The organism is Sphingomonas sp. Sph1(2015) (genome assembly GCF_001970915.1).
Taxonomy (GTDB): domain Bacteria; phylum Pseudomonadota; class Alphaproteobacteria; order Sphingomonadales; family Sphingomonadaceae; genus Sphingomonas; species Sphingomonas parapaucimobilis.
This window is the reverse complement of record NZ_MQUI01000010.1, coordinates 72,355-96,884: the sequence shown is the minus strand read 5'-3', so window position 1 is coordinate 96,884 and position 24,530 is coordinate 72,355. Positions and strand designations below refer to the sequence as shown.

At 66.8% G+C, this 24,530-nt stretch carries 17 protein-coding genes; 8 read left to right on the top strand and 9 right to left on the bottom strand.

The features are described from left to right. Positions 1 to 99: 99 nt before the first annotated feature. From lysA to argH, 3 genes are read right to left on the bottom strand one after another with little or no spacing between them, the layout of a single operon-like run. Positions 100 to 1,362, bottom strand: coding sequence for a diaminopimelate decarboxylase (gene lysA / locus BSZ14_RS06480; RefSeq protein WP_076710302.1), 1,263 nt, complete (start codon positions 1,360 to 1,362; stop codon positions 100 to 102). Beyond that, the gene (locus BSZ14_RS06475; protein ID WP_042487426.1) at positions 1,362 to 1,598 is read right to left on the bottom strand and encodes a hypothetical protein; all 237 of its coding nucleotides are present in this window, start codon (positions 1,596 to 1,598) and stop codon (positions 1,362 to 1,364) included. The genes lysA and BSZ14_RS06475 overlap by 1 nt, the downstream gene beginning before the upstream one ends. Then, complete coding sequence (gene argH / locus BSZ14_RS06470; protein WP_076710301.1) at positions 1,595 to 2,962, bottom strand: argininosuccinate lyase; 1,368 nt, start codon at positions 2,960 to 2,962, stop codon at positions 1,595 to 1,597. Before argH ends, BSZ14_RS06475 begins: the two co-directional genes overlap by 4 nt. Before the next feature lie 16 nt (positions 2,963 to 2,978). On the opposite strand from argH, the gene BSZ14_RS06465 reads away from it, so the two are divergent. Next, a complete protein-coding gene (locus tag BSZ14_RS06465) occupies positions 2,979 to 3,584 on the top strand; it encodes a TlpA family protein disulfide reductase (protein WP_076710300.1) in 606 nt (201 codons plus the stop codon). A 109-nt stretch (positions 3,585 to 3,693) separates the two neighbouring features. Here BSZ14_RS06465 and BSZ14_RS06460 read toward each other — a convergent pair whose 3' ends face one another. Further along, the gene (locus tag BSZ14_RS06460) at positions 3,694 to 6,606 is read right to left on the bottom strand and encodes a TonB-dependent receptor domain-containing protein (protein ID WP_241823667.1); all 2,913 of its coding nucleotides are present in this window, start codon (positions 6,604 to 6,606) and stop codon (positions 3,694 to 3,696) included. A 222-nt stretch (positions 6,607 to 6,828) separates the two neighbouring features. Here BSZ14_RS06460 and BSZ14_RS06455 point away from each other — a divergent pair, with 222 nt between their 5' ends. Next, on the top strand, positions 6,829 to 8,394 hold the full coding sequence (locus tag BSZ14_RS06455; RefSeq protein ID WP_241823666.1) for a glucan biosynthesis protein: 1,566 nt from the start codon (positions 6,829 to 6,831) through the stop codon (positions 8,392 to 8,394). Beyond that, a complete protein-coding gene (mdoH, locus tag BSZ14_RS06450) occupies positions 8,391 to 10,190 on the top strand; it encodes a glucans biosynthesis glucosyltransferase MdoH (protein WP_076710298.1) in 1,800 nt (599 codons plus the stop codon). Before BSZ14_RS06455 ends, mdoH begins: the two co-directional genes overlap by 4 nt. Before the next feature lie 109 nt (positions 10,191 to 10,299). Here the strand turns inward: mdoH and BSZ14_RS06445 are convergent, their stop codons facing one another. Beyond that, positions 10,300 to 11,298 carry a ligase-associated DNA damage response exonuclease gene (locus BSZ14_RS06445; RefSeq protein WP_042487436.1) on the bottom strand — a complete coding sequence of 333 codons (999 nt, stop codon included), beginning with the start codon at positions 11,296 to 11,298 and terminating at the stop codon, positions 10,300 to 10,302. Positions 11,299 to 11,317: 19 nt separating this feature from the next. Between BSZ14_RS06445 and BSZ14_RS06440 the strand changes: the two genes are divergently transcribed. The 5 genes from BSZ14_RS06440 (at position 11,318) to BSZ14_RS06420 (ending at position 19,824) form a co-directional block, all read left to right on the top strand. Next, on the top strand, positions 11,318 to 13,729 hold the full coding sequence (locus BSZ14_RS06440) for a ligase-associated DNA damage response DEXH box helicase (protein ID WP_198930463.1): 2,412 nt from the start codon (positions 11,318 to 11,320) through the stop codon (positions 13,727 to 13,729). 287 nt (positions 13,730 to 14,016) lie between these two features. Next, a complete protein-coding gene (locus tag BSZ14_RS06435; protein WP_076710297.1) occupies positions 14,017 to 16,116 on the top strand; it encodes a RelA/SpoT family protein in 2,100 nt (699 codons plus the stop codon). Positions 16,117 to 16,491: 375 nt separating this feature from the next. Continuing rightward, positions 16,492 to 17,907 (top strand): M48 family metalloprotease, encoded by a 1,416-nt coding sequence (locus BSZ14_RS06430; RefSeq protein ID WP_076710296.1) that lies wholly within the window; start codon positions 16,492 to 16,494, stop codon positions 17,905 to 17,907. 34 nt (positions 17,908 to 17,941) lie between these two features. Then, positions 17,942 to 18,934 carry a glycosyltransferase family 2 protein gene (locus tag BSZ14_RS06425; RefSeq protein ID WP_076710295.1) on the top strand — a complete coding sequence of 331 codons (993 nt, stop codon included), beginning with the start codon at positions 17,942 to 17,944 and terminating at the stop codon, positions 18,932 to 18,934. Between the two features lie 80 nt (positions 18,935 to 19,014). Continuing rightward, positions 19,015 to 19,824, top strand: coding sequence for an alpha/beta hydrolase (locus BSZ14_RS06420; RefSeq protein ID WP_206744330.1), 810 nt, complete (start codon positions 19,015 to 19,017; stop codon positions 19,822 to 19,824). 203 nt (positions 19,825 to 20,027) lie between these two features. Here BSZ14_RS06420 and pnp read toward each other — a convergent pair whose 3' ends face one another. From pnp to BSZ14_RS06400, 4 genes are all read right to left on the bottom strand, one after another. After that, positions 20,028 to 22,367, bottom strand: coding sequence for a polyribonucleotide nucleotidyltransferase (gene pnp, locus BSZ14_RS06415; RefSeq protein ID WP_076710294.1), 2,340 nt, complete (start codon positions 22,365 to 22,367; stop codon positions 20,028 to 20,030). Between the two features lie 244 nt (positions 22,368 to 22,611). Continuing rightward, on the bottom strand, positions 22,612 to 22,881 hold the full coding sequence (gene rpsO, locus BSZ14_RS06410; protein ID WP_007406197.1) for a 30S ribosomal protein S15: 270 nt from the start codon (positions 22,879 to 22,881) through the stop codon (positions 22,612 to 22,614). A gap of 12 nt (positions 22,882 to 22,893) precedes the next feature. Beyond that, positions 22,894 to 23,901, bottom strand: a complete 1,008-nt coding sequence (gene truB, locus BSZ14_RS06405; RefSeq protein WP_076710293.1) for a tRNA pseudouridine(55) synthase TruB — start codon at positions 23,899 to 23,901, stop codon at positions 22,894 to 22,896. Between the two features lie 9 nt (positions 23,902 to 23,910). Beyond that, positions 23,911 to 24,522 (bottom strand): thymidine kinase, encoded by a 612-nt coding sequence (locus BSZ14_RS06400; RefSeq protein ID WP_042487470.1) that lies wholly within the window; start codon positions 24,520 to 24,522, stop codon positions 23,911 to 23,913. Between the last annotated feature and the right edge of the window lie 8 nt (positions 24,523 to 24,530).

The window sequence follows — 24,530 nt, the reverse complement described above, 5'->3', positions numbered from 1 at the left end:
CGGTGGTGGAGGGGCAAATGTCCCCGGCCCCTCCACCACGCCCTGCGGGCGCGGTCCCCCTCCCCAAGCAAAGCTTGGGGAGGATTGGGGCATGGGGCCTCACTTCTTCAGCCACTCCGGCACGCGCTCGGCGGCGATGATCGTTTCGGCGGCGATGCGGTCGGCGACGACGGCGAAGCGGTCGCCCTCGACCATCACTTCGGGCACCAGCGGGCGGCTGTTATAGGTCGACGCCATGGTCGCGCCATAAGCCCCGGCGGTGCGGAACACGGCCAGGTCGCCCGACTTCACCGCGTCGATCTCGCGATTCATGGCAAAGGTATCGCCCGTCTCGCACACCGGCCCCGCGATGTTCGCCATCATCGTCTCGCCGGTGGGTTTCACCGCGACGAAATCATGATGCGCGTCATACAGTGCAGGCCGCATCAGGTCGTTCATCGCCGCATCGACGATGACGTACGGGTTGGCGACGCCGGGCTTCACCCAGACGACTTCGGTCGCCAGCACCCCGGCATTGCCCGCGATCACCCGGCCCGGCTCGAACATCAGTTCGACATCCCAGTCCTTCGTCACGCGCGCGACCATCTCGCCATAAGCGGCGGGTGCGGGCATCACGTCGCCCGGCTTATACGGTACACCCAAGCCACCGCCCAGATCGACGCGGGTAATGCGGTGCCCCGCCCTGCGCAGTTCGGCCACCAACTCACCGACGCGCTTATAGGCGGCCTCCAGCGGCGCAAGATCGCCCAGCTGGCTGCCGATGTGGCAGGCGACGCCCTTCAGGTCGATGCCGGGCAGCCCCGCCAGACGATCGAACATGCCGAGCGCCTGATCGATCGGCACGCCGAACTTGTTCTCCTTGCGCCCGGTCGAGATCTTGGCATGGGTGCCCGCATCGACGTCCGGGTTCACGCGCAGCGTGGCGGGGGCGACCAGCCCGCGCTCATGCGCCAGCTCGGCCAGGACTGCGCCCTCTTCCTCCAGCTCCAGGTTGAACTGGCCGATCCCGGCTTCCAGCGCCGCGACCAGTTCGGCTCGGGTCTTGCCGACGCCGGAGAAGACGATGTCCTCCGGCTTCATGCCTGCCGCCAGCGCCCGGCGCATCTCGCCCACCGACACGACGTCCGCGCCGTAACCCTCATCGGCCAGCACGCGCAGCACGGCGATGTTCGGGTTCGCCTTGATCGCATAGGCCAGATGGACACGCGGCAGGGCGCTCAGCCCCTCGCGGAACACCTGCGCATGACGGCGGAAGGTCGAGGCGGAATAGATGTACACCGGCGTACCGACTTCGGCCGCGATCCGGGATACGGGCACGTCCTCCACATGGAGTTCGCCGTTCGAGAAGTGAAAATGGTCCATCAGCGGGGGGGCAAATCAAATTCGTCCGAGCGCCGGTCCTGCGACTGGGTCATCAGTTCGTCGGAGCGCTGCGGGCGTTGTTGGGGGGTGGCCGTCAGCAATTGCTGCGGCGTCGGGGTCGCGGTGGCGCCGCGCGGCGCGACCGGCAGGCTCTCGCCCTTGGCCGGTTGCAGCCGGTTGGCCGCGCCACAGCCGGTCAGCGCCAGCGCGACCAGCAGGGCGAGCGCGGGCTTCATGCCCGCAGGCCCCGTGCGGTCGCGATGGCGGCGCGGACATTGGCAGGCGCGGTGCCGCCGAAGCTGACCCGGCTGGCGACCGAGGCATCGACCGACAGCACGTCATAGATGCGCTCATCGATCCGCCCATCGATGCCGGTCAGCTCGTCGAGTCCCAGCTGGTGCAGCATCACGCCCTTCTCCTCGGCCAGCTTCACTGCGCGGCCGGTGATGTGATGCGCCTCGCGGAAGGGAATGCCGCCGACCCGCACCAGCCAGTCGGCCAGATCGGTCGCGGTCGAGAAGCCCGCCTCCGCAACAGCCCGCATCCGCTCGGTACGGAAGGTCGCGCTTTCAACCATGCCGGTCATCGCCGCGATCGACAGCGCCAGCAGGTCGTGCGCCTCGAACACCGGCGGCTTGTCGTCCTGCATGTCCTTGGAATAGGCGAGCGGCAGGCCCTTCATCGTGACCATCAGGCTGGTCATGCAACCCATGATCCGGCCCGCATGGCCACGCACCAGCTCGGCCGCGTCCGGGTTGCGCTTCTGCGGCATGATCGAGCTGCCCGTCGACCATTGGTCGGACAGCGCGACAAAGCCGAAGGGCTGCGACGCCCAGAGCACGAACTCTTCCGCCAGCCGCGACAGGTGCAGCGAGCAATTGGTCGCCGCCTGAAGGAAGTCGATCGCGAAGTCCCGGTCGCTGACCGCATCCAGCGAGTTGCGCGTCGGCTCGTCGAAGCCCAGCGCCTGCGCCGTCATGTGCCGGTCGACCGGAAAGCCCGTCCCCGCCAGCGCCGCCGACCCCAGCGGACACTGGTTCATCCGCGCCCGCGCCGCCACGAAGCGACTGGCATCGCGCACGATCATCTCGTGATAGGCCATCAGGTGATGGCCCAAAGTCACCGGCTGCGCGGACTGAAGGTGGGTGAAGCCCGGCATCACGCTGTCGGCATGTTCCTCGGCCCGCGTCAGCAAGGCGTTCCGCAGCGCGCCGAGCGCGGCCAGCGTCTCGTCGATCGCGTCGCGCACCCACAGGCGGAAGTCGGTCGCCACCTGGTCGTTGCGCGACCGCGCGGTGTGCAGACGCCCCGCGACCGGGCCGATCAGCTGGCTAAGCTTCGCCTCGGTCTGCATATGGATGTCTTCGAGGGTCAGATCTTCGGACACGCCATTGGCGGCGTAATCCTCGGCGACCTTATCGAGACCGGCCGCAATCGTCGCGGCGTCTTCGGCCGAGACGATGCCCTGTTTGCCCAGCATCGCGACATGCGCTTTCGACCCGGCGATGTCCTGTTTCCACAATCGCTTGTCGAAGGGGATGGACGCGTTTATCTCGCGCATCACCGCGGCGGGACCTTCTGCGAAGCGCCCGCCCCACATTGCGTTGGAGCCGCCCATGTCGTCGCGTACCGTGATCGCCTGTCTCCTGGGGCTGATGGTCGCCGGGTGCGATAAGCAAAGCCCCGCCCCGGAGCAAGCCGCCAACACTTCCAGCGGTGAAGTTTCGAGCGGCGAAGTCACCAGCGGCGAGGCGTCCGGCACGTCGGCCGTGGAAGCCCCCAGGCCCGCCGGTGCGGTCGACCGCAGCCACAAGGGCGAGGCCGCGCCGCTGCTCGGCTTCACCGCCATGGACGGCAAACCAACGAGCCTGGCCGATTTCCGGGGGCGGCCGGTGCTGGTCAACCTCTGGGCGACCTGGTGCGGGCCGTGCGTCGCGGAGATGCCGACGCTCGCCGCCATCGCCCAGCGGCTGAAGGGCAAGGTCGCCGTCATCGCGGTGGCGCAGGACGACATGGCCAAGGTGAAGCCGTTCCTGGCGGGCAAGAAGCTGGACGCGTTGCCCATCTATCTCGACCCGAAACTAACTCTGAGCGTCCACTACAAGGCCAATCTGCCGACCACGATCCTGTACGGCGCGGACGGCAAGGAGATCTGGCGCGTGACCGGCGGCTTCGACTGGGCCGGGGCCGAGGCGACCGAGCTGCTCGCCGAGGCGAGATAAGCCGGACGCCCCGCCCCGCAGAAAAATCCCCGCCCGGCGTGAACCGGACGGGGCAGGCTAGGGTAAAGTGGTTGGATCGGGGGCGGCGCTGGACCGCCCCCTTTTGGCATCAGAACTCCGCCGTCAGGCCGATGAACACGGTGCGGCCCACCGCATCGTACATGCCCGGATAGGTGTTGCCGTTGCCGAACGCGGCCAGCAGGCCCTGCGCGATGATCGGCGGATCCCGGTCGAACAGGTTGTTCACACCGGCGCGGAAGGTGATGCCGTCCTGCACCTTGGCCGTGCCCGCCAGGTCGAAATAGTTATAGGCCTTGATCCGGCTGTTGAAGATCGACGGCGTGTTCGCGAAATTCGGGTCGGTCGAATTGTTGGTCAGCTTCGTCGGGCCGATATAGCGCCAGTTGAGCGAGATCGAGCCGACCTTGGCCGCATCGGTCCAGGTGAAGCGCGACTGGTGACGCCATTCCGGCATGGGCTGGCCGCAGGTCGGGCCGAAATAGCCGACGCAATCGAACGAGCCGAGGCCGGGCACCGGCTCGTTCACCAGCTTGCGGTTCCAGGTCCCCTGGAAATCGACGGCGAGCGACCCCGCGCCGCCCAGCGGCTGCGAATAGCTGAGGCCGAAATCGACGCCCGAGGTGCGCAGCGAGCCGGTGTTCTGCGTCGTCGAGACGATATAGCCCTGATCGCCGAAGATGATGCCGCCGCGCGGATCACGCTTGAACAGGTTGCAGAAGAACGGATTGCCGGTCGCGATGCACTGGCTGATCGTCTGCGACACCGAAATCGAGCTGATATAGTCGCGCACCTTGATGTCGAAATAATCGACGGTCAGCGACAGGCGGCGCAGGAAAGTCGGCGTGAACACGATGCCGGCGGTGAGCGTATCGGCCGTTTCGGGCTTCAGCGCCGGGTTGCCGCCGAACTGCGCGGTACACGTTTCCGCCGGGCAGTCGGTGATGCGGCCATATTGCGCCTGGGTCACGCCGGTGCGGGCGCACTGGGCGAAGGTCGCGGTCGGCGTCGCGGTGGCACAGGGGTCCTGCGCGCTGACATTGCCGTTGAACTGCGGTCCGAACAGCTCGGACACGTTGGCGGCGCGGATCGCGCGGTTATAGCTGCCGCGCAGGCGGATGTCGCTGCTCGGCGCCCAGGACAGCTCGGCCTTGTAGGTCGACACGATCTTGGACAGGTTGGAATAGTCCGATCCGCGATACCCCGCGTTCAGTGCCAGTTCCTTGACGAAGGGCTTGTTCTGGATGATCGGCACTTCGATTTCGGCGAACACCTCGTTCACGTCGAAGCGGCCCTGGGTTTCCTTGGTCCCCTTTTGCAGCGCCAGCGCGTCGGCCTTGAACTCCAGGCTCTCATACCGGTGCTCGATGCCCAGCACGACGCCGATGCCGTCGTCCGACCAGGGCGACTTGACGCCATAGGTGCCCAGGTCCGCGCTGATATTGCCGCTCAGGACCGTTTCGCGGTCGACGCCGCGGGTCGAGGTCGGCGCATAGATATAGCCGAACGCGGCGTCCGAGATGCCGTTATAGCGGAAGATGTCGAGCGGCACGCATTGCGGGTCGCTGCCGTCGATCACCGACTTGCAGGTCGGGGTGCCGTTGACGTTGACGACCTGGATGCCGCGATTGGCACGCGACGGGTCAATGTCGTTCTCATAGGTCTCGTTATAGAGAACCGTCGAGAACAGCGCGTTGGCGTCGTAACGGATGCCCGGCGCGATCTCGCCACGAACCCCGCCGGTGACGCGGAAATCGGTGTGGCGCAGGTCGTCGCGACGCGGACGGGCGTTTCCGGCCACCGGGCGATAGCCGATATAGGCCTGCTGCGTCGCATTGGTGCCATAGGCGTTGCCGCACAGGATCTGGCCCTGCTGCGCGCTCAGGAACGGATTGTCGCAGTTGATCGAGTAGGTATAGCCCTGGAACAACGCGGACGGAGCGACCTGTGAATTGGTGTGGTCGTCCATGAACATGAAGCTGCCATAGGCTTCGATCGCGGGCGAAATCTCGTACTTGGCAAAGGCCCCGGCCGTGTAGCGGGTGTCGTTGCGCTGGAAATAGTTGAGCGGCGCGTAATTGTAGCGGAAGCTGGAGTCGTACGGCACCCAGGTCCGGTTGCCGTCGCGCGTGTTGTTGAACCGGCCCGCATCGGCGTTCGGCCCGGTGATCGGATCGAACAGGCCGTACTGGTTGTTGCTGGAGCCGCCGCAGGTCAGCGTCGAATTGCCCGTCCCCGCCGGATCGAAGGCGCAGGAGGACACGTCGCGGTCGCCCTGCAGCACCGGCTTGGTGTCGCGATAGCCGAAATAGGCGGTCACATTGCCGCGCCCGTCGGGGAAGTTGGTGCCGAAGGCGACGTTCACGTCCAGCTTCTGCCCGTCGAGGATCATCGGCTGGGCGAGGCGGTAATTGGCCTGGCTCTGCACGCCGCGCGCGAAGGCATTGTCGTTCTGGTGCTGGGCAAAGCCGTACTGGACGTCGGTGCGCACGCCGTTCAGGTCGTCGCGCAGGATGAAGTTCACGACGCCCGAAATCGCGTCCGAACCATAGACCGCCGACGCGCCGCCGGTGACGACATCGACCCGCTTGATGAGCGCGGCCGGGATGAAGTTCAGGTCGTTGGCCTGCACCGGCAACATGCGCTGGCCGTTGACCAGCACGAGGTTCCGGTTGCTGCCCAGGTTGCGCAGATTGACGCGCGCCGTGCCGTCCGACCCGTTCGAGCCGTTCTCGTTCGCATCCGGCGTCACCTGCGGCAGGCGGTTCAGCACGTTTTCGACCTGGATCGCGCCCTGATAGCGAATCTCCGTCGCGTCGACGACGGTCAGCGGGCTGTTGCTGGTGAAATTGGGGCGCTGAAGCCGGGTGCCGGTGACGACGATCGCCTCGCCTTCGGTCGAGTCCGTTTCGGGCGGACAGGGCTGATCAGGGACGCAGCGCGCATCTTGGGGCTGGTCGGACACCGGCTTGACCTGCGCATAAGCTGGCGAAACCGAAAGCAACGCGATCGCAATAGCGCCAGCCGAGCAGGCCAGGCTGCGGTAATTTCCAATCATGAAAATGCCCCCAATTGATTTTATTGTGTTTCTCCTGACAAAAAACGGAGCGGACGTCAAATATAATATACGGTATGACAATCCCGGTACGATTGGCCATCTGATCGTGCCCCGGCAACCGATCGCCGCACGCTGCGTTGCACAATCGACCGGGCCTGCGCAGCCATGATGCGCGATCCGCTCCGGGCGTTACGGGAGATGCTGAAGCCGATGATGCAGGCCAATCGTCGAGAACTGGTCGCGGCGCTTGCCGTTCTGGGTCTGACCCCGACCGCCGCCGGCCGTGTCGCCGCACAGGCGGCCGCCGGGGCCGTGGCGCTGGGCGCCCCCACGCCCTTTTCCTGGGCTGGATTGCAAGCCCGGGCCGAGGCGCTGGCGCGGCAGCCTTATCGGGCACCGGCCAAGGTCGCGGCGGCGGAGGCCATCGGCTATGACGCGGTCGGCACCATCCGCTACCGCGACGATCGGACATTGGCCGGGGGTATCCGGCTGTTCCCATTGGGCCGCTATGCCCCCGTCCCGGTCGGCATCCATATCGTCGAGAATGGCCAGGCCCGCGCCGTTCCCTTCTCCCCCTCGCTGTTCACCGCCGAGGCGGGCCATGCCCCGCCGCTGGGCATCGCCGGGTTCCGCGCGATGACGGCGGACGGGAAGAGCGACTGGCTGGCCTTTCAGGGCGCGTCCTATTTCCGCACGGCGGGCGCGCAGGACCAATATGGTCTGTCGGCGCGGGGGATCGCCATCGACACCGGCATCGACGGGCGCGAGGAATTTCCCGCCTTTACCGACTTCTGGATCGAACGGACGGGCGCGCAAGGCTATACCGTCCATGCGCTGCTCGACGGACCGAGCGTCAGCGGCGCGTACCGGATCGAGTCGCAAAAGGGCACCGGCGGCGTCGAGCAGCGCGTGTCCGCCGTCCTGTTCTTTCGCCGCGACGTCGAGCGGCTGGGCATCGCGCCCGCGACCAGCATGTTCTGGTATGGCGAGGGCAATCGCACCGCCGCGCGCGACTGGCGGCCCGAGATTCACGATTCGGACGGGCTGGCGCTGTTGACCGGCGCGGGCGAGCGCTTGTGGCGGCCTTTGGTCAACCCACCCCGCCCCACCCTCGACAGCTTTGTCGACACCAACCCGCGCGGCTTCGGGCTGCTCCAGCGTGACCGCGACTTCGACCATTATCAGGATGACGGGGCGTTTTACGACCGTCGCGCGAACCTGTGGGTGCAGCCGCAGGGCGACTGGGGGCGTGGGCAGGTCATGCTCTATGCCTTCCCGACCGCGAGCGAGACGGTCGACAATATCGTCGCCTTCTGGAACCCCGCCGACGCGCCCAGGGCCGGGCAGAAGCGGCAATTCGATTACCGGCTGAGCTGGACCTCCACCGACCCGACCGTCGTGCCCGCCATCGCCCATGCGGTCGACAGCTGGACGGGCGATGCCGGTCGACCGGGTGCGGAACCGACGCCGGGCGCGCGCAAGCTGGTCGTCGATTTCACCGGCCCTACCCTGGCCGGGCTCGACCGGCAGAGCGGCGTCACCGCCGATATTTCCGTCGCGCGCGGCAATCTGCTGGCCCAAGCCGCCTATCCGGTCGTCGGCCAGTCGAACCGCTGGCGCGTGACCGCCGATATCGCCCCCCAGGGCCAAGGCCCGGCCGATGTCCGCCTGTACCTGAAGCATCAGGCCCGGGCGCTGAGCGAGACGGTGTTGATGCCGGTCTTCCTGCCATGACCGACAGGCCCGCGATGATGCCGCCGCCCGCCCCGCTGACCATGGCGGTGCAGCGGTTCGACGGCCTGCCGCCGCCGCATAACGCACCCGAACCGCGCGAGGGCGTCAACCTGTCGCCCGACGACATATTGACGCGCCGCCTGTTGCTGGTCCTGCTGACCGGGCTGCTGGCCACCGCCGCCTCCGCCTCGGTCAAGGAGGCGTTGTTGAGTGACGGGTTCAGCCTGCTCGACGGGCTGCTGCTCCTGTTGTTCTTCCCGCTGTTCGCCTGGATCTCGTTCGGCTTCGTGACGGCGGCGATCGGCTTCATCCTGCTGATCTCAGGCGCGCATCCCGGCATCACGCCCGCGCCCAAGGGGGCCGCGCCGCCGACCGCGCGCACGGCGGTGCTGGTGCCGGTGCATAACGAGGATGTCGACGCGGTCTATGATCGGATCGCGCGCATGGCCATGATGATCGACCGGGCGGGCGCCGCAGACCGCTTCGCCTTTTTCGTGCTGTCCGATTCGGGCGAAGCCGCCGAAGCCGAGGAGCGCGCCGCCTGGGAACGCCTCGCCCCCCGGCTGCGCGTGCCGCTCTATTATCGCCGTCGGACCGAGAATACCGGGCGCAAGCCGGGCAATGTCGCCGAGTGGATCCGCAATCACGGCGCGGCCTATGATTTCATGCTGATGCTCGACGCCGACAGCCTGATGGGCGGCGACACGATCGTCGGCATGGCGCAGATCATGGAGCAGCGCCCCTCCATCGCGCTCCTCCAGACGGTGCCGATGATTATCGGCGCGACGACCTTCTTCCAGCGCTGGATGCAGTTCGCCAGCCGCTTCTACGGGCCGATCTCGACCGCCGGGCTGGTCTGGTGGTCGGGATCGGAGTCGACCTTCTGGGGCCATAATGCCCTGATCCGCATCCGCGCCTTTGCCGAAAGCTGCGGCCTGCCCGACCTGCCCGGACGCCCGCCCTTTGGCGGCACGATCATGAGCCACGACATGGTCGAGGCGGCGCTGCTGCGGCGGCGCGGCTGGCGGCTGCACATGCTGATGGTCGAGGACAGTTTCGAGGAGTTCCCGCCCACCCTGATCGACCAGGCGGTGCGCGACAGGCGCTGGGCGCAGGGCAATACCCAACATCTCAAGCTGCTGGGGTCGAGCGGTTTCCACTGGATCAGCCGGTTGCAGTTGCTGATCGGTGCCTCGGCCTATCTGATGTCGCCCGCCTGGCTGATCCTGATCGCCACCTCGATCGCGCAGAGCCTGTCGGACGATGACCGGACGGTGCGGGCCGTGACGTCGGCACGGGTGCTGGCGGTGACGCTGGTCCTGCTGTTCGGGCCGAAGCTATTGAGCATGATCTGGGCAATGGCCGACCGTGATCGACGGGCCAGCTATGGCGGGGTGCGCGGCATCCTGTCCTCGGTCGCGCTCGACGTGCCGCTGTCGATCCTGACCGCGCCGGTGATCGCGCTGACCCAGACGATCGACCTCGTCAACATCGTGTGCGGCAAGCCGTCGGGCTGGAACCCGCAGAGCCGGGTGCGCGACGGGCTGGCAGCGGCCGACGCGATGCCGCGCTATCGCTGGCATCTGGGAATCGGCGTGGTGTTGGTGGCCGTGTCGTTCCTGAACCCGATGCTGGGGGCGTGGCTGTCGCCGGTAACGCTGGGGCTGTTGCTGTCGCCCTGGCTGGCGATGGAAACCGCGAAGGTCCGGCCGGGCGAACGGCTGGCCAGGAAGGGCGTGTTCGCGGTGCCGGGGTCGGTTGTGGCGGAACCGGCCCGGCCTTTGGCGATGGTTTGAGGGATCCCCTTGGGCTTCGACTTCGCTCAGCCTGAACGGGGTTTTGAATCCAGACCCATTCCCCCGCTCCGTTCAGGCTGAGCGAAGTCGAAGCCCACGCTACACCCCCTCAATCATCCTCATCCTCGAACCCCACCAGCGCCAAGGCCCGCGCCTTCATCTGCCGCGTCTCGCACCAGTGGACCAACGCCTCCTCGCGGCCATGCGTCACCCACACTTCGCGCGGGGCGATCTCGGTCAGCGTCTGGGTGAGTTCGTCCCAATCGGCATGGTCGGACAGGATCAGCGGCAGCTCGACATTCTTCTGCCGCGCGCGCTGGCGCACCCGCATCCAGCCGCTCGCCATCGCGGTGATCGGATCGGGCAGCCGCCGCGACCAGCGATCGTTGAGCGCACCCGGCGGGCACATCACGACATGCCCCGCCATCTCGGCCTTGGGCGTATCCGCGACCATGCGCAGCTCACCCAGATCGACGCCCAGTTCCTGATACAGCGCGCATAGCCGCGCCAGCGCACCGTGGAGATAGATGGGCGCCTCATGCCCGCGCACGCGCAATTCCGCGATCACCCGTTGCGCCTTGCCCAGCGCATAGGCACCGACCAGCACGCAGCGCGTCGGATTGGCGTGGAGCCGCGCGATCAGCTTGTCGATCTCGTCGCCGGTTTCGGGATGCCGGAAGACGGGCAGCGCGAAGGTCGCCTCGGTGACGAAGACATCGCACTTCACCGGCTCGAACGCCGCACAGGTCGGGTCGGCGCGGCGCTTGTAATCGCCCGACACCACCACCCGCTCGCCCCGATAATCGAGCACGATCTGCGCCGATCCCAGCACATGGCCCGCGGGGACAAAGCCCACCTCGACCTCGCCCAGCCGGATGGTCTCGCCATAGGCGACCTCCACCCCGTTTTGCGGGCCGTAGCGCGCCGCCATGATCGCCAGCGTCTCGGGCGTCGCCCAGACCGTGCCGTGCCCGCCGCGCGCATGGTCGGCATGGCCGTGAGTCACCAGCGCCTTAGGCTCCGGTTCGGACGGATCGACCCACACATCGGCGGGGCCTATGTAAATCCCGTGTTTATGGGGCTGTATCCAGTCGCCGAGCTTGACCATGATACCTATATCCTTCGGGATGCCCCCCGGTTCCCTTCCCCCCGCCCTGACCGACTGGTTCGCCGCCAAGGGCTGGTCCCCGCGCACCCATCAGCTGGCGATGCTGGAGGAAGCCCGCGCCGGACGTCACGCGCTGCTGGTCGCGACGACCGGCGCGGGCAAGACGCTGGCGGGGTTCCTCCCCACCCTGACCGAGCTGATCGAAGCACCGACCGAGGGGCTGCACACCCTTTACGTGTCGCCCTTGAAGGCGCTGGCGGTCGATATCCGCCGCAACCTCGTCACGCCGATCGAGGAAATGGGCCTCGATATACGAGTCGAGACGCGGACCGGCGACACTTCGTCGGACAAGAAGGCGCGGCAACGGGTCAAGCCGCCGCAGATATTGCTGACCACGCCGGAATCGCTGTCGCTGTTGCTCAGCTATCCCGATGCCGCGGCCCTGTTCGCCGGACTGAAGACCATCGTCGTGGACGAAGTCCATGCATTCGCCACCGGCAAGCGCGGTGACCTGCTGTCCCTGTGCATGGCACGGTTGCAGCGCCTGTCCCCCGATCTGCGCCGTGTCGCGCTGTCGGCGACGGTGGCGGACCCGGACGGCTATCGCGCTTGGCTCGCGCCCGATGGCGATATCGACGCGGTAGGCCTCGTCACCGGCGAGCCGGGTGCGCCGCCGGACATATCGATCCTGCTGCCCGAGGACCGTGTCCCCTGGGCGGGCCATTCCGGCCGCTATGCCGCCGCGCAGGTGATGCGGGTGATCGAGGCGAACCGGACCACCATCGTCTTCTGCAACACGCGCAGTCTGGCCGAACTGATCTTCCAGGATTTGTGGAAGGCGAACGACAAGAGCCTGCCGATCGGCGTCCATCACGGCTCGCTCTCGCTGGAGGCGCGGCAGAAGGTCGAGGGCGCGATGGCGGACGGGCAACTCCGCGCGCTGGTCGCGACCGCCAGCCTCGACCTGGGCGTCGACTGGGGCGATGTCGATTGCGTGATCCAGATGGGCGCGCCCAAGGGGTCGTCGCGCCTGTTGCAACGCATCGGCCGCGCCAATCACCGGCTGGACGAATCGAGCCGCGCCATCCTGGTCCCCGGCAACCGCTTCGAATATCTGGAGGCGCGCGCCGCGCTCGACGCGGTGGAGGCGGGCGAGCTGGACCCCGATATCTTCCGCCAGGGGGCGCTCGACGTGCTGGCGCAGCATGTCATGGCCTGCGCCTGCGCCGCCCCGTTCGAGCAGGGCGCGCTGCTCGACGAAATCCGCTCGGCCATGCCCTATTCGGCCTTGCCCGACGAAACGTTCGACCGGGTGCTGAACTTCATCGCGGACGGCGGATATGCCTTGCGCGCCTATGACAAGTTCAAGCGGCTGGTCCGGCAACCGGACGGCCTATGGCGGGTCACCCATCCGCAATTCGTTGCGCAGCATCGCCTGAACGCCGGGATCATCGTCGAGGCGACCATGCTGAAGGTCCGCTTTCGCAACGGCCGCCAACTCGGCCGGGTGGAGGAAGGTTTCGCCGCGACGCTGGCGCCGGGAGACACCTTCTTCTTCGCCGGGTTGAGCCTGGAGGTGGAGTCGATCGACGGCGAGGACCTGATCGTTCGCGCCACCTCCCGCCCCGCGCGCATCCCGACCTATGGCGGCAGCCGGATGCCGCTCTCGACCAGCCTCGCCGACCGGGTGCGCGAATTCCTCGCCGACCGGCGCGAATGGGATCGCTTTCCCCCCGATGTTCACGACTGGCTGGAGATGCAGGACCGCCGCTCGGTCCTGCCCCGCCCCGGCCAGTTGCTGGTCGAGACCTTCCCGCGCGAGGGGCGGCATTACATGGTCGCCTACAGCTTCGAGGGGTGGAATGCGCACCAGTCGCTGGGGATGCTCATCACCCGGCGGATGGAGGCGCAGGGGTTGAAGCCGCTGGGCTTCGTCGCCAGCGACTATGCGCTGGCCTGTTATGGGCTGGAGAAGGTGACGGACCCGGCCAGCCTGTTCTCCCCCGACATCCTCGAAAACGAGTTCGTCGACTGGGTGCAGCAATCGCATCTTCTGAAACGCGCGTTTCGGGAAGTCGCGGTGATCGGCGGGCTGGTCGAGCGCCAGCATCCCGGCAAGCGCAAGACCGGGCGTCAGGTGACCTTCTCGACCGACCTTATCTACGACGTGCTGCGCAAATACGAGCCCGGCCACCTGCTGCTCCAGGCGGCATGGGACGATGCGCGAGCGCGGATGACCGATGTGGGCCGCTTGGCGAACCTGCTCGACCGGGCGGGGGGGACGATGCTGCACGTCGATCTGGAGCGGGTGAGCCCGTTGGCGGTGCCGGTGCTGGTGCTGATCGGGCGCGAGAAGGTTTCGACCGGCAGTGCGGATGATGACCTGTTGATCGAGGCCGAGGCGCTGGCGGCGGAGGCGATGGCGGCGTGAGGTGAGGGATTCCCGTGGCCTTCGACTTCGCTCAGGCGGAACGGAGGTTCAGTATGGGAAACCCTGACGTCTTGCCGCTCCCCTCCCGTAAACGGGAGGGGATGGGGGAGGGCACGGGGTCTCACCGAGACCAGCCCCTGTGGCCCTTGCCCCTCCCCAACCCCTCCCCCTGCCGGGAGAGGGGCTAAGAAGATGGGAGGGGCATAAAAAGGAAACAAACCCATCCGATCACCCTGATCGCATCAAAAATGTTGCAATGCCCATCCCTACCACGCAAATCTGATATCGTGCTCCGCCAGTATGAACTCGTCGACCGCGTGCTCGACTATGACCCCCAGGCCGACGAGGCGCTGCTGAACCGCGCCTATGTCTTCTCGATGAAGGCGCATGGCAGCCAGAAGCGTGCCTCGGGTGATCCCTATTTCAGCCATCCGATCGAGGTCGCAGGCATCCTGACCGACCTGCATCTGGATGACGAGACGATCGCGACCGCGATCCTGCACGACACGATCGAGGATACCGTCGCCACCTATGACGAGATCGAGCGGCTGTTCGGTCCCAATGTCGCGCGGCTGGTCGATGGCGTCACCAAGCTGTCCAAGATCGAGGCGCAGACCGAAAGCGAGCGCGCCGCCGAGAATCTGCGCAAATTCCTGCTCGCCATGTCGGACGATATCCGCGTCCTGCTGGTGAAGCTGGCCGATCGTCTCCACAACATGCGCACCCTCCATCACATCGCGAAGCCGGAAAAGCGCCGCCGCATCGCGAAGGAGACGATGGACATCTACGCCCCGCTCGCCGAGCGGATCGGCATGTACGAGTTCATGAAGGAGATGCAGATGCTCTCCTTCCAGCAGCTCGAACCCGAAGCCTATGAGTCGATCACGCTGCGCCTCGCGCAGATGAAGGAGGGCGGCGGCGACCGGATTGCCAAGATCGCCTCGGGCCTCAAGCTGCTGATGTCACGCGGCGGCGTCGAGGCGGACGTGACGGGGCGCGAGAAGTCGGCTTTCTCGATCTTCCGCAAGATGAACGAGCGGCACATCAGCTTCGAGCAGCTGTCCGACGTCATGGCGTTCCGCGCGATCGTGCCCACGGAAGAGGATTGCTACCGCGCGCTGGGGCTGATCCATCGCCGCTGGCCGATGGTGCCGGGGCGGTTCAAGGATTATATCTCGACGCCCAAGCGCAACGGATACCGCTCGCTGCACACGTCCGTCATCCATGCCGACAATGCGCGCATCGAGATTCAGATTCGCACCCCCGAAATGCATGCCGAGGCCGATTTTGGCCTGGCCGCGCACTGGACCTACAAGCAGGCGACACGCCACGACGCGCAGGTCAGCTGGATTCGCGACCTGGTCGAGATCCTCGACACCTCGGACAGCCCCGAAGAGCTGATCGAGCATACGAAGATGGCGATGTACCAGGATCGCATCTTCGCCTTCACCCCCAAGGGCGAGCTGATCCAGCTGCCCAAGGGCGCGACGCCGATCGACTTCGCCTATGCCGTCCACACCGATCTGGGCGACCAGGCGGTGGGGGCGAAGCTCAATGGCCGAGTCGTGCCGCTGTCGACCGTCATCTTGAACGGCGATCAGGTGCAGATCCTGCGATCGGCCGGACAGACCCCGCAGGCCAACTGGCTGAACCTGGCGATCACCGGCAAGGCGCTGGCCGCGATCCGCCGCCACCTGCGCCATGCCGAGCGTGACGAGCAGGTGACGCTCGGCACCAAGCTGTACGAGGACATCGTCCGCCGCCTGCCCGCGCAGATCGGGCCGGATGCGCTGACCCATGCGCTGCAACGGTTGAAGATGCCCGACGAGGCGCATCTGATGATCGCGATCGCCCGGCGCACCGTGTCCGACGCCGCCGTGATGGAAGCGCTGATGCCGGGCTCCGCAGGCGCGGACGTCGTCGCCCTGCCGCCGCAGTCGAGCGCCATTTCGATCAAGGGGCTGACGCCGGGCGTCGCCTATGACCTGGCGCAATGCTGTCACCCGGTGCCGGGCGACCGCATCGTGGGTCTCCGCCGCCCCGATGCGGGGATCGAGGTCCATGCGATCCAGTGCCCGGTGCTCGCCGAACTCGCCGACCGGACCGACGAGGAAACCGACTGGGTCGACGTGTCCTGGGGCGACGACAGCGAGGGCGCGACCGCGCGTATCTCGGTCATGGTCAAGAACGAGCCGGGCGCGCTGGGCATCCTGGCGACGATCATCGGCCAGCATAAGGCCAACATCATCAACGTCCGGCTGGATACGCGCGACACACGCTTCCACACCAACCTGATCGATGTCGAGGTACACGACCTGCAACACCTGATGCGCCTGATCGCCGCGTTGCGCGCGGCGGATGTGGTGAGCCTGGTGGAGCGGGTTTAGCTCGCGCAGAGGCGCGGCGCGGAAGGCCCGCCTTTCCTCCCCTGGAAGGGGAGGAAATTATGAAACGAAGACCAATAGAAGCGCCTGAATCTGCGCAGAACCCTAACAATCTCCGCGCTCCGCACGAACCAATTCTGCCTGTTCCCCGGCGAAGGCCGGGGCCAGTTGCGATGACGGATCGATGGCGCAAGGCAGGTGCCTCCCCCGCATCGTTTCGCGCATCACAAACCGAGAAGAAACTGGACCCCGGCCTTCGCCGGGGTACGCCACGCTGTTGGGGACGATCCTGACACCAGAATGACGCCCCCGTAACAAAAAGCTGGAACCCGCGCCCGCCACGCGCTTTGAAAAGCGCGAACAGGGAGTTCCTCACCGATGCGTTTCGTCACCGCCGCCGCCATGCTCGCGCTCGTCGCCGCCCCCGTCGCGGCGCAGACCACGCGCTCCATCTCCGCCTCGGACAAGGCGCAAGGGGCGCAGGCCAACCCCGAACTCGTCAAGCAATATGGCGGTCGCTATACCGGCCCGCAGGCCGCGTTCGTCGAGCGGGTGGGCAAGCGGGTCGCGGTCCAGTCGGGCCTGTCGAACGCGCAAGGGGACTTCACCGTCACCACGCTCAACTCGCCGGTCGAGAATGCCTTCGCCATCCCCGGCGGCTATATCTATGTCACGCGCCAACTGCTCGCGCTGATGAACTCGGAGGCGGAACTCGCCTCGGTGCTGGGGCATGAGGTCGGCCATGTCGCCGCGCGCCACTCGCAAAGCCGCAACACCCGCTCGACCATCGGCTCGATCCTGGCGGCGGGGGCGGGCCTGCTGACCGGCAGCAATATCGCGACCCAGCTGGTCGGCACCGGTGCGCAGCTCTACACGCTGAAATATGGCCGCGATCAGGAATATCAGGCCGACGGCCTCGGCATCCGTTACATGACGGCGGCCGGATACGACCCTTACGCCTCGGCCGACATGCTCGCCTCGCTGGCCGCATCGAGCAACCTCGCCGCGCGCACGGCGGGCAAGGACGCCAACGCCATCCCCACCTGGGCCTCGACCCACCCGAACAGCGCCGACCGCGTGCGCCGCGCCGCCGCGCTCGCCAAGCAGACCGGCCGCCCGGAAACCACCCCGCCGCAGGACACCGCGTTCCTGCGGATGCTGGACGGCCTGCCCTATGGCGACGATCCCAGGGAGGGCATCGTCGACGGCCAGACCTTCCGCCATCCTGGCCTCAAGATGAAATTCACCGCGCCCGGCGGCTATGCCATCGCCAATGGCAGCGACGCGGTGACGGTGGTCGGCCAGGGCGGACAGGCCGAGATGCGGCTGGCGCAAGGCAGCGACCTGGGCCAGGCGATCACCCAGCGCTTCGGACAGCTCGGCACCGGCACCCCCTCGGGCCAGCTTCAGAACGGCACGGCCAACGGCATCCCCTATGCCTGGGTCACCACCCGCGCCGCCGCCAACAACCGCGCCGTCGATGCCACGGTGGTCGCATACCGTTTCCCCTCGGCGACCTACACCTTCACGCTGGTCACGCCCGCAGGCTCGGGCATCGGGCCGTTCCAGCCGCTGCTCGCCTCGGTCGCGCCGCTCTCGACCGCCGAGGCCAATGCCATTCGCGGCAAGAGGGTCAGCATCGTCACGGTGAAGGCGGGGGACACGATCGACAGCCTGTCGGCGCGCATGGCCTTTCCCGATTACAAGCGCGAACGCTTCATCACGCTCAACGGTCTGGACCCGGAACAAGCGCTGGTGCCGGGTCGTTTGGTCAAGCTGGTCGTGAATGGGTGACGGACGGCTTCGACGCCGCTAAACCGGCGGCGTCATGAAGCGCCCTGCCCTGTCCGTCGTCGTCCCCTGCTATAACGAAGCCGCCTGTCTGGACGTGCTGCACGCGCGCATTTCGGGCGCGGCGCGTGCGGCGGTGGGTGAGGATTATGAGATCGTCCTCGTCAACGACGGCTCGAAGGACGATAGCTGGCCGGTGATGCAGCGGCTGGCCGACGCCGATCCGCATCTGGTCGCGATCAACCTGTCGCGCAACCATGGCCACCAGTTGGCGCTTACCGCAGGGCTCGACCTGTGCGCAGGCGAGCAGATCCTGATCATCGACGCCGATCTTCAGGACCCGCCCGAACTCCTGACCGATATGCGCGCGACCATGGCGGCGCAGGGGGCGGACGTGGTCTATGCCGTGCGTCGCAAGCGGGCCGGGGAAACGCTGTTCAAGAAAGCGACGGCGGCGATTTTCTACCGGATGCTCGACCGGCTGACCGACACCCCAATCCCGCTCGACACCGGCGATTTCCGGCTGATGAGCCGCCGTGCGCTCGACGCGCTGCAATCGCTGCCCGAACAGGCGCGCTTCATTCGCGGCATGGTCGCCTGGGTCGGTTTCCGCCAAGTCCCCTTCCCCTATGACCGGGCCGAGCGTCATGCGGGCGAAACCCATTATCCGCTGGGCAAGATGATCGCGCTCGCCTTCGACGCGGTGACGGGCTTCTCCACCGCCCCCTTGCGCTGGGCCAGCCATATCGGCCTGGCGCTGACCGCTGCCTCGCTGTTGCTGCTGGTCTATATCGCGATCGGCTGGCTGACGGGCTCGGCGGTGCAGGGCTGGACCTCGACTATGCTGGTCACCGTCATCCTGGGCGCGGTGCAGATGTTCGTGCTGGGCATGATCGGCGAATATCTGGGGCGGCTCTATATCGAGTCGAAGCGGCGGCCGCTCTACCTCGTCGCCGATGTCGCCGGGCCGGTGCAGGGCCATGCGCGGCTGGGCTATAGCGCGCATGAGGGCGCCAAGGACCCGGCCTGACCATTGAACGGCGAAGTCCTCAGCCTGCGTTAAGCCGGGCCGCGCATGGTCCTGCCCCCCAAACGGCAGGGGACAGAGCGATGGCGAAGTGGTGGATGATCGGTTTGGTTCTGGCGGGATCGGCGGCTTACCCCCTGCCCCTGTCGGCGCAGGCCCCTGTGCCGCTCGCATCCGTCACCACCCGCATCCTCGACCTGCCCCGACCGAACGGCGCGGTGCAGCGTGTGCTGCTGTCCGTCCCGGCCGACGCGCGGGGCATGATCGTGATGCTGCCCGGCGGCGCGGGCGATGTCGGGATCGGCCGTGACGGCGCGACCGCGCATGGCGACAATTTCGTCGTGCGAACCCGCAGCCTCTGGAATGCCAGGGGTTATGGCGTCCTGATCCCCGATGCGCTGGGCGGCGACAATATGCGGGGGCGCCGGAGCTCGCCGGGCTATGCGCGGGTCATCGGCGATCTGGTGGCGCTTGCGCATCGTGAGGGGCCGGGGCCGGTCTTTCTGCTCGGCACCAGCCAGGGGTCCATCGCGGCGATGAATGGCGCGGCCCATGCCGTGCCGGGGAGCGTCGCGGGCGTCGTGCTGACCGAGTCGGTGTCGGTTCTGGGCGGCAGTCATGAGACGGTGTTCGACGCCGATCCGGCACGGGTGACGGTGCCCGCGCTGGTCGTCGCCAATCGCGACGATGCCTGCGATGTCGCCCCGCCCGCCGATGCGCCGCGTATCGCCGCCGCGATGACTCACAGCCCGACGGTAAAGGTGCTGACGGTGTCGGGCGGGGTGACTCGCTCGGACAAGGCCTGTGGGTCGCTGAGCCCGCATGGCTATTACGGGATCGAGGATCAGGTGGTGGATGCGATTGCCCGCTGGATGGACGCGCATTCGCGGTGAGGGTCGGCAGATGCCCCTCCACCATGCTTCGCATGGTTCCCCTCCCCAAGCATAGCTTGGGGAGGAATAGGGTGACATAAAATCCTCCACATCTTTGATGGGGAGGGGGACCGCCCGGCACAGCCGGGTGGTGGAGGGGCAATCCCCCACGAAAAAAGGCCCGGGGTTTCCCCCGAGCCCTTTTCCTGCCTCATGGCAAAGGATCAGTCGCGATCGCCGGTCAGGAAGGCCGGGGCGGCGAATTCGGGCGAACCGCCCTGCTCGCCACCCTCGCGACGGGGACGGTCGCCACGGTCGCGACGCGGACCACTGCGGCCTTCGCCACCACGATCACCACCGCGCTCGCCGCCACGATCGCCGCCGTCACGACGCGGACCACGGCCGCCTTCGCGCGGGCCACGGTCGCCGCGCGGTTCACGCGGTTCGCGGGCCGGACGGTTGTCCTCCAGCTCTTCGCCGGTTTCCTGGTCGACGACGCGCATCGACAGGCGAACCTTGCCGCGCGGGTCGATCTCGAGGACCTTGACCTTGACTTCCTGGCCTTCGCTCAGGACGTCCGAGACCTTCTCGACGCGCTCGTTCTTGATCTCCGAGACGTGGACCAGACCGTCCTTGCCGCCCATGAAGTTCACGAACGCACCGAAATCGACCAGGTTGACGACCTTGCCGTTGTAGATCTTGCCGACCTCGGCCTCTTCGACGATGCCCTTGATCCAGTTCATCGCGGCTTCGATCTGCGAACCGTCCGACGAGCTGATCTTGATGACGCCCTCGTCGTCGATGTCGACCTTGGCGCCGGTGGTGGCGACGATCTCGCGGATCACCTTGCCGCCGGTGCCGATCACGTCGCGGATCTTCGACTTGTCGATCGTCATCGTCTCGATGCGCGGGGCATGGGCCGACAGCTCGGTGCGGGTCTCGCCCAGCGCCTTGTTCATCTCGCCCAGGATGTGCGCACGGCCTTCCTTGGCCTGCGCCAGCGCGACCTTCATGATCTCCTCGGTGATACCGGCGATCTTGATGTCCATCTGGAGCGAGGTGATGCCCTCGGAGGTGCCCGCCACCTTGAAGTCCATGTCGCCCAGGTGATCCTCGTCACCCAGGATGTCGGACAGGACCGCGAAGTCCTTGCCCTCAAGGATCAGGCCCATGGCGATGCCCGAGACCGGACGCTTCAGCGGAACGCCCGCATCCATCAGCGACAGCGAGCCGCCGCAGACGGTGGCCATCGACGACGAGCCGTTCGACTCGGTGATGTCGCTGGTCACGCGGATCGTGTAGGGGAATTCCTCCTTGGTCGGCAGCACCGGGTGCAGCGCACGCCATGCCAGCTTGCCATGGCCGATCTCGCGACGGCCCGGCGCGCCGAAGCGACCCACTTCGCCGACCGAATAGGGCGGGAAGTTATAGTGCAGCATGAAGTGCTGGTACGACAGGCCGTTCAGACCGTCGATCATCTGCTCCGCATCGCGGGTGCCCAGCGTCGTGGTCGCGATCGTCTGGGTCTCGCCGCGCGTGAACAGCGCCGAACCGTGCGAACGCGGCAGGAAGTGGACCTCCGCCTCGATCGGACGGATCTGCGTGGTCGAGCGACCGTCGATGCGGCGGCCGTCCTTCAGGATCGCGGTGCGGACGATCTCGGCTTCCAGCTTCTTGACCAGCTTGGCGGCGACGAGCTGCTCCTGCGGCGCGCGGTCGGCCATGGCGGCCTTCGCCTTGGCGCGGGCCTCGCCCAGCGCGGTCTGGCGCGCCTGCTTGTCGGTCAACTTGTAGGCGGCGGTGATGTCCTTGCCGACCAGCTTCTTCAGCTCGGCCTTGACCGCCTTCTGGTCGTCGCCGACCTTCAGCTCCCACGGGTCCTTGGCGGCCTGCTCGGCCAGGTCGATGATCGCGTCGATGATCTGCTGCGATGCCTTGTGCGCGTACATGACGGCGCCCAGCATCACTTCCTCGGACAGCTCCTTGGCTTCCGACTCGACCATCATCACCGCGTCGTGGGTGGCGGCGACGACCAGGTCCAGGTCCCCGGCCAGCGCCTCGGCGTCGGTCGGGTTCAGCTGATACTCACCATCGACATAACCGACGCGCGCCGCGCCGATCGGCCCCATGAAGGGCACGCCCGAGATGGTGAGCGCGGCCGACGCGGCGACCAGCGCCAGAATGTCGGGCTCATTCTCGCCGTCATAGGAGAGCACCTGGCAGATGCAGTTGATCTCGTTGTAGAAACCTTCGGGGAACAGCGGGCGGATCGGACGATCGATCAGGCGGCTGATCAGCGTCTCACGCTCGGTCGCACCGCGCTCGCGCTTGAAGAAACCGCCGGGGATACGGCCCGCCGACGAGAACTTCTCCTGATAGTGAACGGTGAGCGGGAAGAAATCCTGCCCTTCCTTCACATTCTTCGCGGCCGTCACGGCGCACAGCACCACCGTCTCGCCCAGCGTCGCGATTACCGCGCCGTCGGCCTGACGGGCCACCTTGCCGGTTTCGAGGGTCAGCGTCTTGCCGCCCCACTCGATGGCCACTTTCTTGGTATTGAACATGGAATTTCCTTCACTCCGACGGGCCTATCCCGCCGGGGCCTATGGGTTGAGCCAAGATTGGCTCTGGAGTTCGGCCGAATTGCCGATCCTCCGATCCTACCCGCCGCGTTCGACGGGTTTCATGACATAAAGGCTTTGGGGATGCGCCTATGCGCCATCCGGTCGGCCGGGTGCTCTATACACCAGATGATAAAAAAAGGGCACCCCGTGAGGGATGCCCTTTTTCATGGCTCTCGCCGATGGCTTACTTGCGCAGGCCGAGCTTGGCGATCAGCGCCAGATAGCGGTCGCCATCCTTGTGACGCAGATAGTCGAGCAGCGAGCGGCGCTTGTTGACCAGCATCAGCAGGCCGCGACGCGAGTGGTTGTCCTTCGCGTGGGTCTTGAAGTGCTCGGTCAGGTTCTGAATACGCTGGGTCAGGATCGCGACCTGGACTTCGGGCGAACCCGTGTCACCCTCGGCGCGGGCATGATCCTTGATGATTTCCTGGCGGCGTTCAGCGGTGATCGACATCGTGATCCTTTCTTAATCGAGGTTGAAACCCCGAACGACCCGGACCTGTTCGTCCAGTGCCTCCACCAGCGCCACCGGGATATCCCCCAGCATCGCGAAATATTGGCCATCGTCCACGGCAATCCCGGCCAGCACACGCCCCTGACGGAGCGCCCCTGCCTGGTCGGGGTCGAGAGCAAGAGCCGGGATGTCGTCCAGCCCCGCCCTCAGCGGCAGGAGTATCTGTTCAAGGGTGCGCGCCTGCCCCATTTCGTTCAATTTGTCCAGCGATATCGCCGGGGCCAGGGTGAACGGCCCCGCCTTGATGCGGCGGAGCATGGTGACATGGCCGACCGTGCCCAGCGCGAGCGCGATGTCGCGGGCGAGGCTGCGGATATAGGTGCCCTTCGAGACATGCGCGGTGAGGGTGATCTCCTCCAGCCAATCCTCCCCGGCACGGGGAGGGGGACCATCCGAAGGATGGTGGAGGGGGGCGTCCGCGAGGGACTCGCCCAGTGGCTCCCCCCCTCCACCATTCGCTGGCGCGAACGGTCCCCCTCCCCGTTCCGGGGAGGATATGAGCGCGTAAATCGTCACAGCTCTGCTCGCCAGCACCACCTCTTCCCCCGCCCGCGCCAGGTCATAGGCGCGCTCGCCATCGACTTTCAGCGCGGAATAGGCGGGCGGCACCTGGTCGATCGGCCCGGTGAAGCGCGGCAGCACCGCCTCCAGCGCAGTGCGAGTCGGGCGCACGTCGCTGGTCGCGACCACCTCGCCCTCGGCATCCAGCGTCGAGGTCTGCGCCCCGAACCGGATGGTGAAGTCATACACCTTGTCGCTGTCGAGCATCCGCCCGGCCAGCTTGGTCGCCTCGCCCACCGCGATCGGCAGCACGCCGGTCGCCAGCGGATCGAGCGTGCCGCCATGGCCGACCTTGATACCCTTGCCATAGCCGCCCTGGCGCAAGCACCGCTTGACCGCGCTCACCCCTTGCGTCGAGCCCAGCCCCAGCGGCTTGTCGAGAATGATCCATCCATGCATCGGGCAGCGTTAGTCGGGCTTTGCCTCCGCCTCAAGCACCGGCTCCCCCGCCAGCGCCTCGCCGAAATGGCGGCGGCACAGCGCGACATAGCGGTCATTGCCGCCGATCTCGGTCTGCGCACCCTCGGCGATCGCCTTGCCCTGTCCGTCGACGCGCAGGTTCATCGTCGCCTTGGCTCCGCAAACGCACACCGACTTGATCTCGCTCAGCGCATCGGCCAGCGCCAGCAGCCGCGCCGAACCGGGGAACAACTGTCCCTTGAAGTCCGTGCGCAGGCCGTAACACAGCACCGGAATGCGATGCCGGTCGGCCAGCCGCGCCAGCTGGTCGACCTGCTCGGGCGTCAGGAACTGCGCCTCGTCGACCAGGATACAGGCCAGCGGCGTGCGGCCATGCTGGTCTAGGGCGCAGGCCTCCAGATCGGTCGTCGCCTGGAACGGCGTCGCGGGTTGCGACAGGCCGATGCGCGAGGCGATGGTGCCATAGGCGAAGCGGTCGTCGATCGCGGCAGTGAACAGCATCGTGTTCATCCCCCGCTCGCGATAGTTGAAATCGGCCTGCAACAGCATGGTCGATTTTCCCGCATTCATGCTGGCATAGTAAAAATAGAGCTTGGCCATGGCGGCCC

Bases quoted from the DNA above. Each gene is read 5' to 3' on its own strand.
- rpsO (WP_007406197.1), bottom strand. From the start codon at position 22,881: ATGTCGATCACCGCTGAACGCCGCCAGGAAATCATCAAGGATCATGCC.
- BSZ14_RS06475 (WP_042487426.1), bottom strand. From the start codon at position 1,598: ATGAAGCCCGCGCTCGCCCTGCTGGTCGCGCTGGCGCTGACCGGCTGT.
- pnp (WP_076710294.1), bottom strand. From the start codon at position 22,367: ATGTTCAATACCAAGAAAGTGGCCATCGAGTGGGGCGGCAAGACGCTG.
- BSZ14_RS06440 (WP_198930463.1), top strand. From the start codon at position 11,318: ATGCCCCCCGGTTCCCTTCCCCCCGCCCTGACCGACTGGTTCGCCGCC.
- BSZ14_RS06465 (WP_076710300.1), top strand. From the start codon at position 2,979: ATGTCGTCGCGTACCGTGATCGCCTGTCTCCTGGGGCTGATGGTCGCC.
- BSZ14_RS06430 (WP_076710296.1), top strand. From the start codon at position 16,492: ATGCGTTTCGTCACCGCCGCCGCCATGCTCGCGCTCGTCGCCGCCCCC.
- lysA (WP_076710302.1), bottom strand. From the start codon at position 1,362: ATGGACCATTTTCACTTCTCGAACGGCGAACTCCATGTGGAGGACGTG.
- BSZ14_RS06445 (WP_042487436.1), bottom strand. From the start codon at position 11,298: ATGGTCAAGCTCGGCGACTGGATACAGCCCCATAAACACGGGATTTAC.
- BSZ14_RS06420 (WP_206744330.1), top strand. From the start codon at position 19,015: ATGGCGAAGTGGTGGATGATCGGTTTGGTTCTGGCGGGATCGGCGGCT.
- BSZ14_RS06455 (WP_241823666.1), top strand. From the start codon at position 6,829: ATGCGCGATCCGCTCCGGGCGTTACGGGAGATGCTGAAGCCGATGATG.
- BSZ14_RS06400 (WP_042487470.1), bottom strand. From the start codon at position 24,522: ATGGCCAAGCTCTATTTTTACTATGCCAGCATGAATGCGGGAAAATCG.
- BSZ14_RS06425 (WP_076710295.1), top strand. From the start codon at position 17,942: ATGAAGCGCCCTGCCCTGTCCGTCGTCGTCCCCTGCTATAACGAAGCC.
- mdoH (WP_076710298.1), top strand. From the start codon at position 8,391: ATGACCGACAGGCCCGCGATGATGCCGCCGCCCGCCCCGCTGACCATG.
- argH (WP_076710301.1), bottom strand. From the start codon at position 2,962: ATGTGGGGCGGGCGCTTCGCAGAAGGTCCCGCCGCGGTGATGCGCGAG.
- truB (WP_076710293.1), bottom strand. From the start codon at position 23,901: ATGCATGGATGGATCATTCTCGACAAGCCGCTGGGGCTGGGCTCGACG.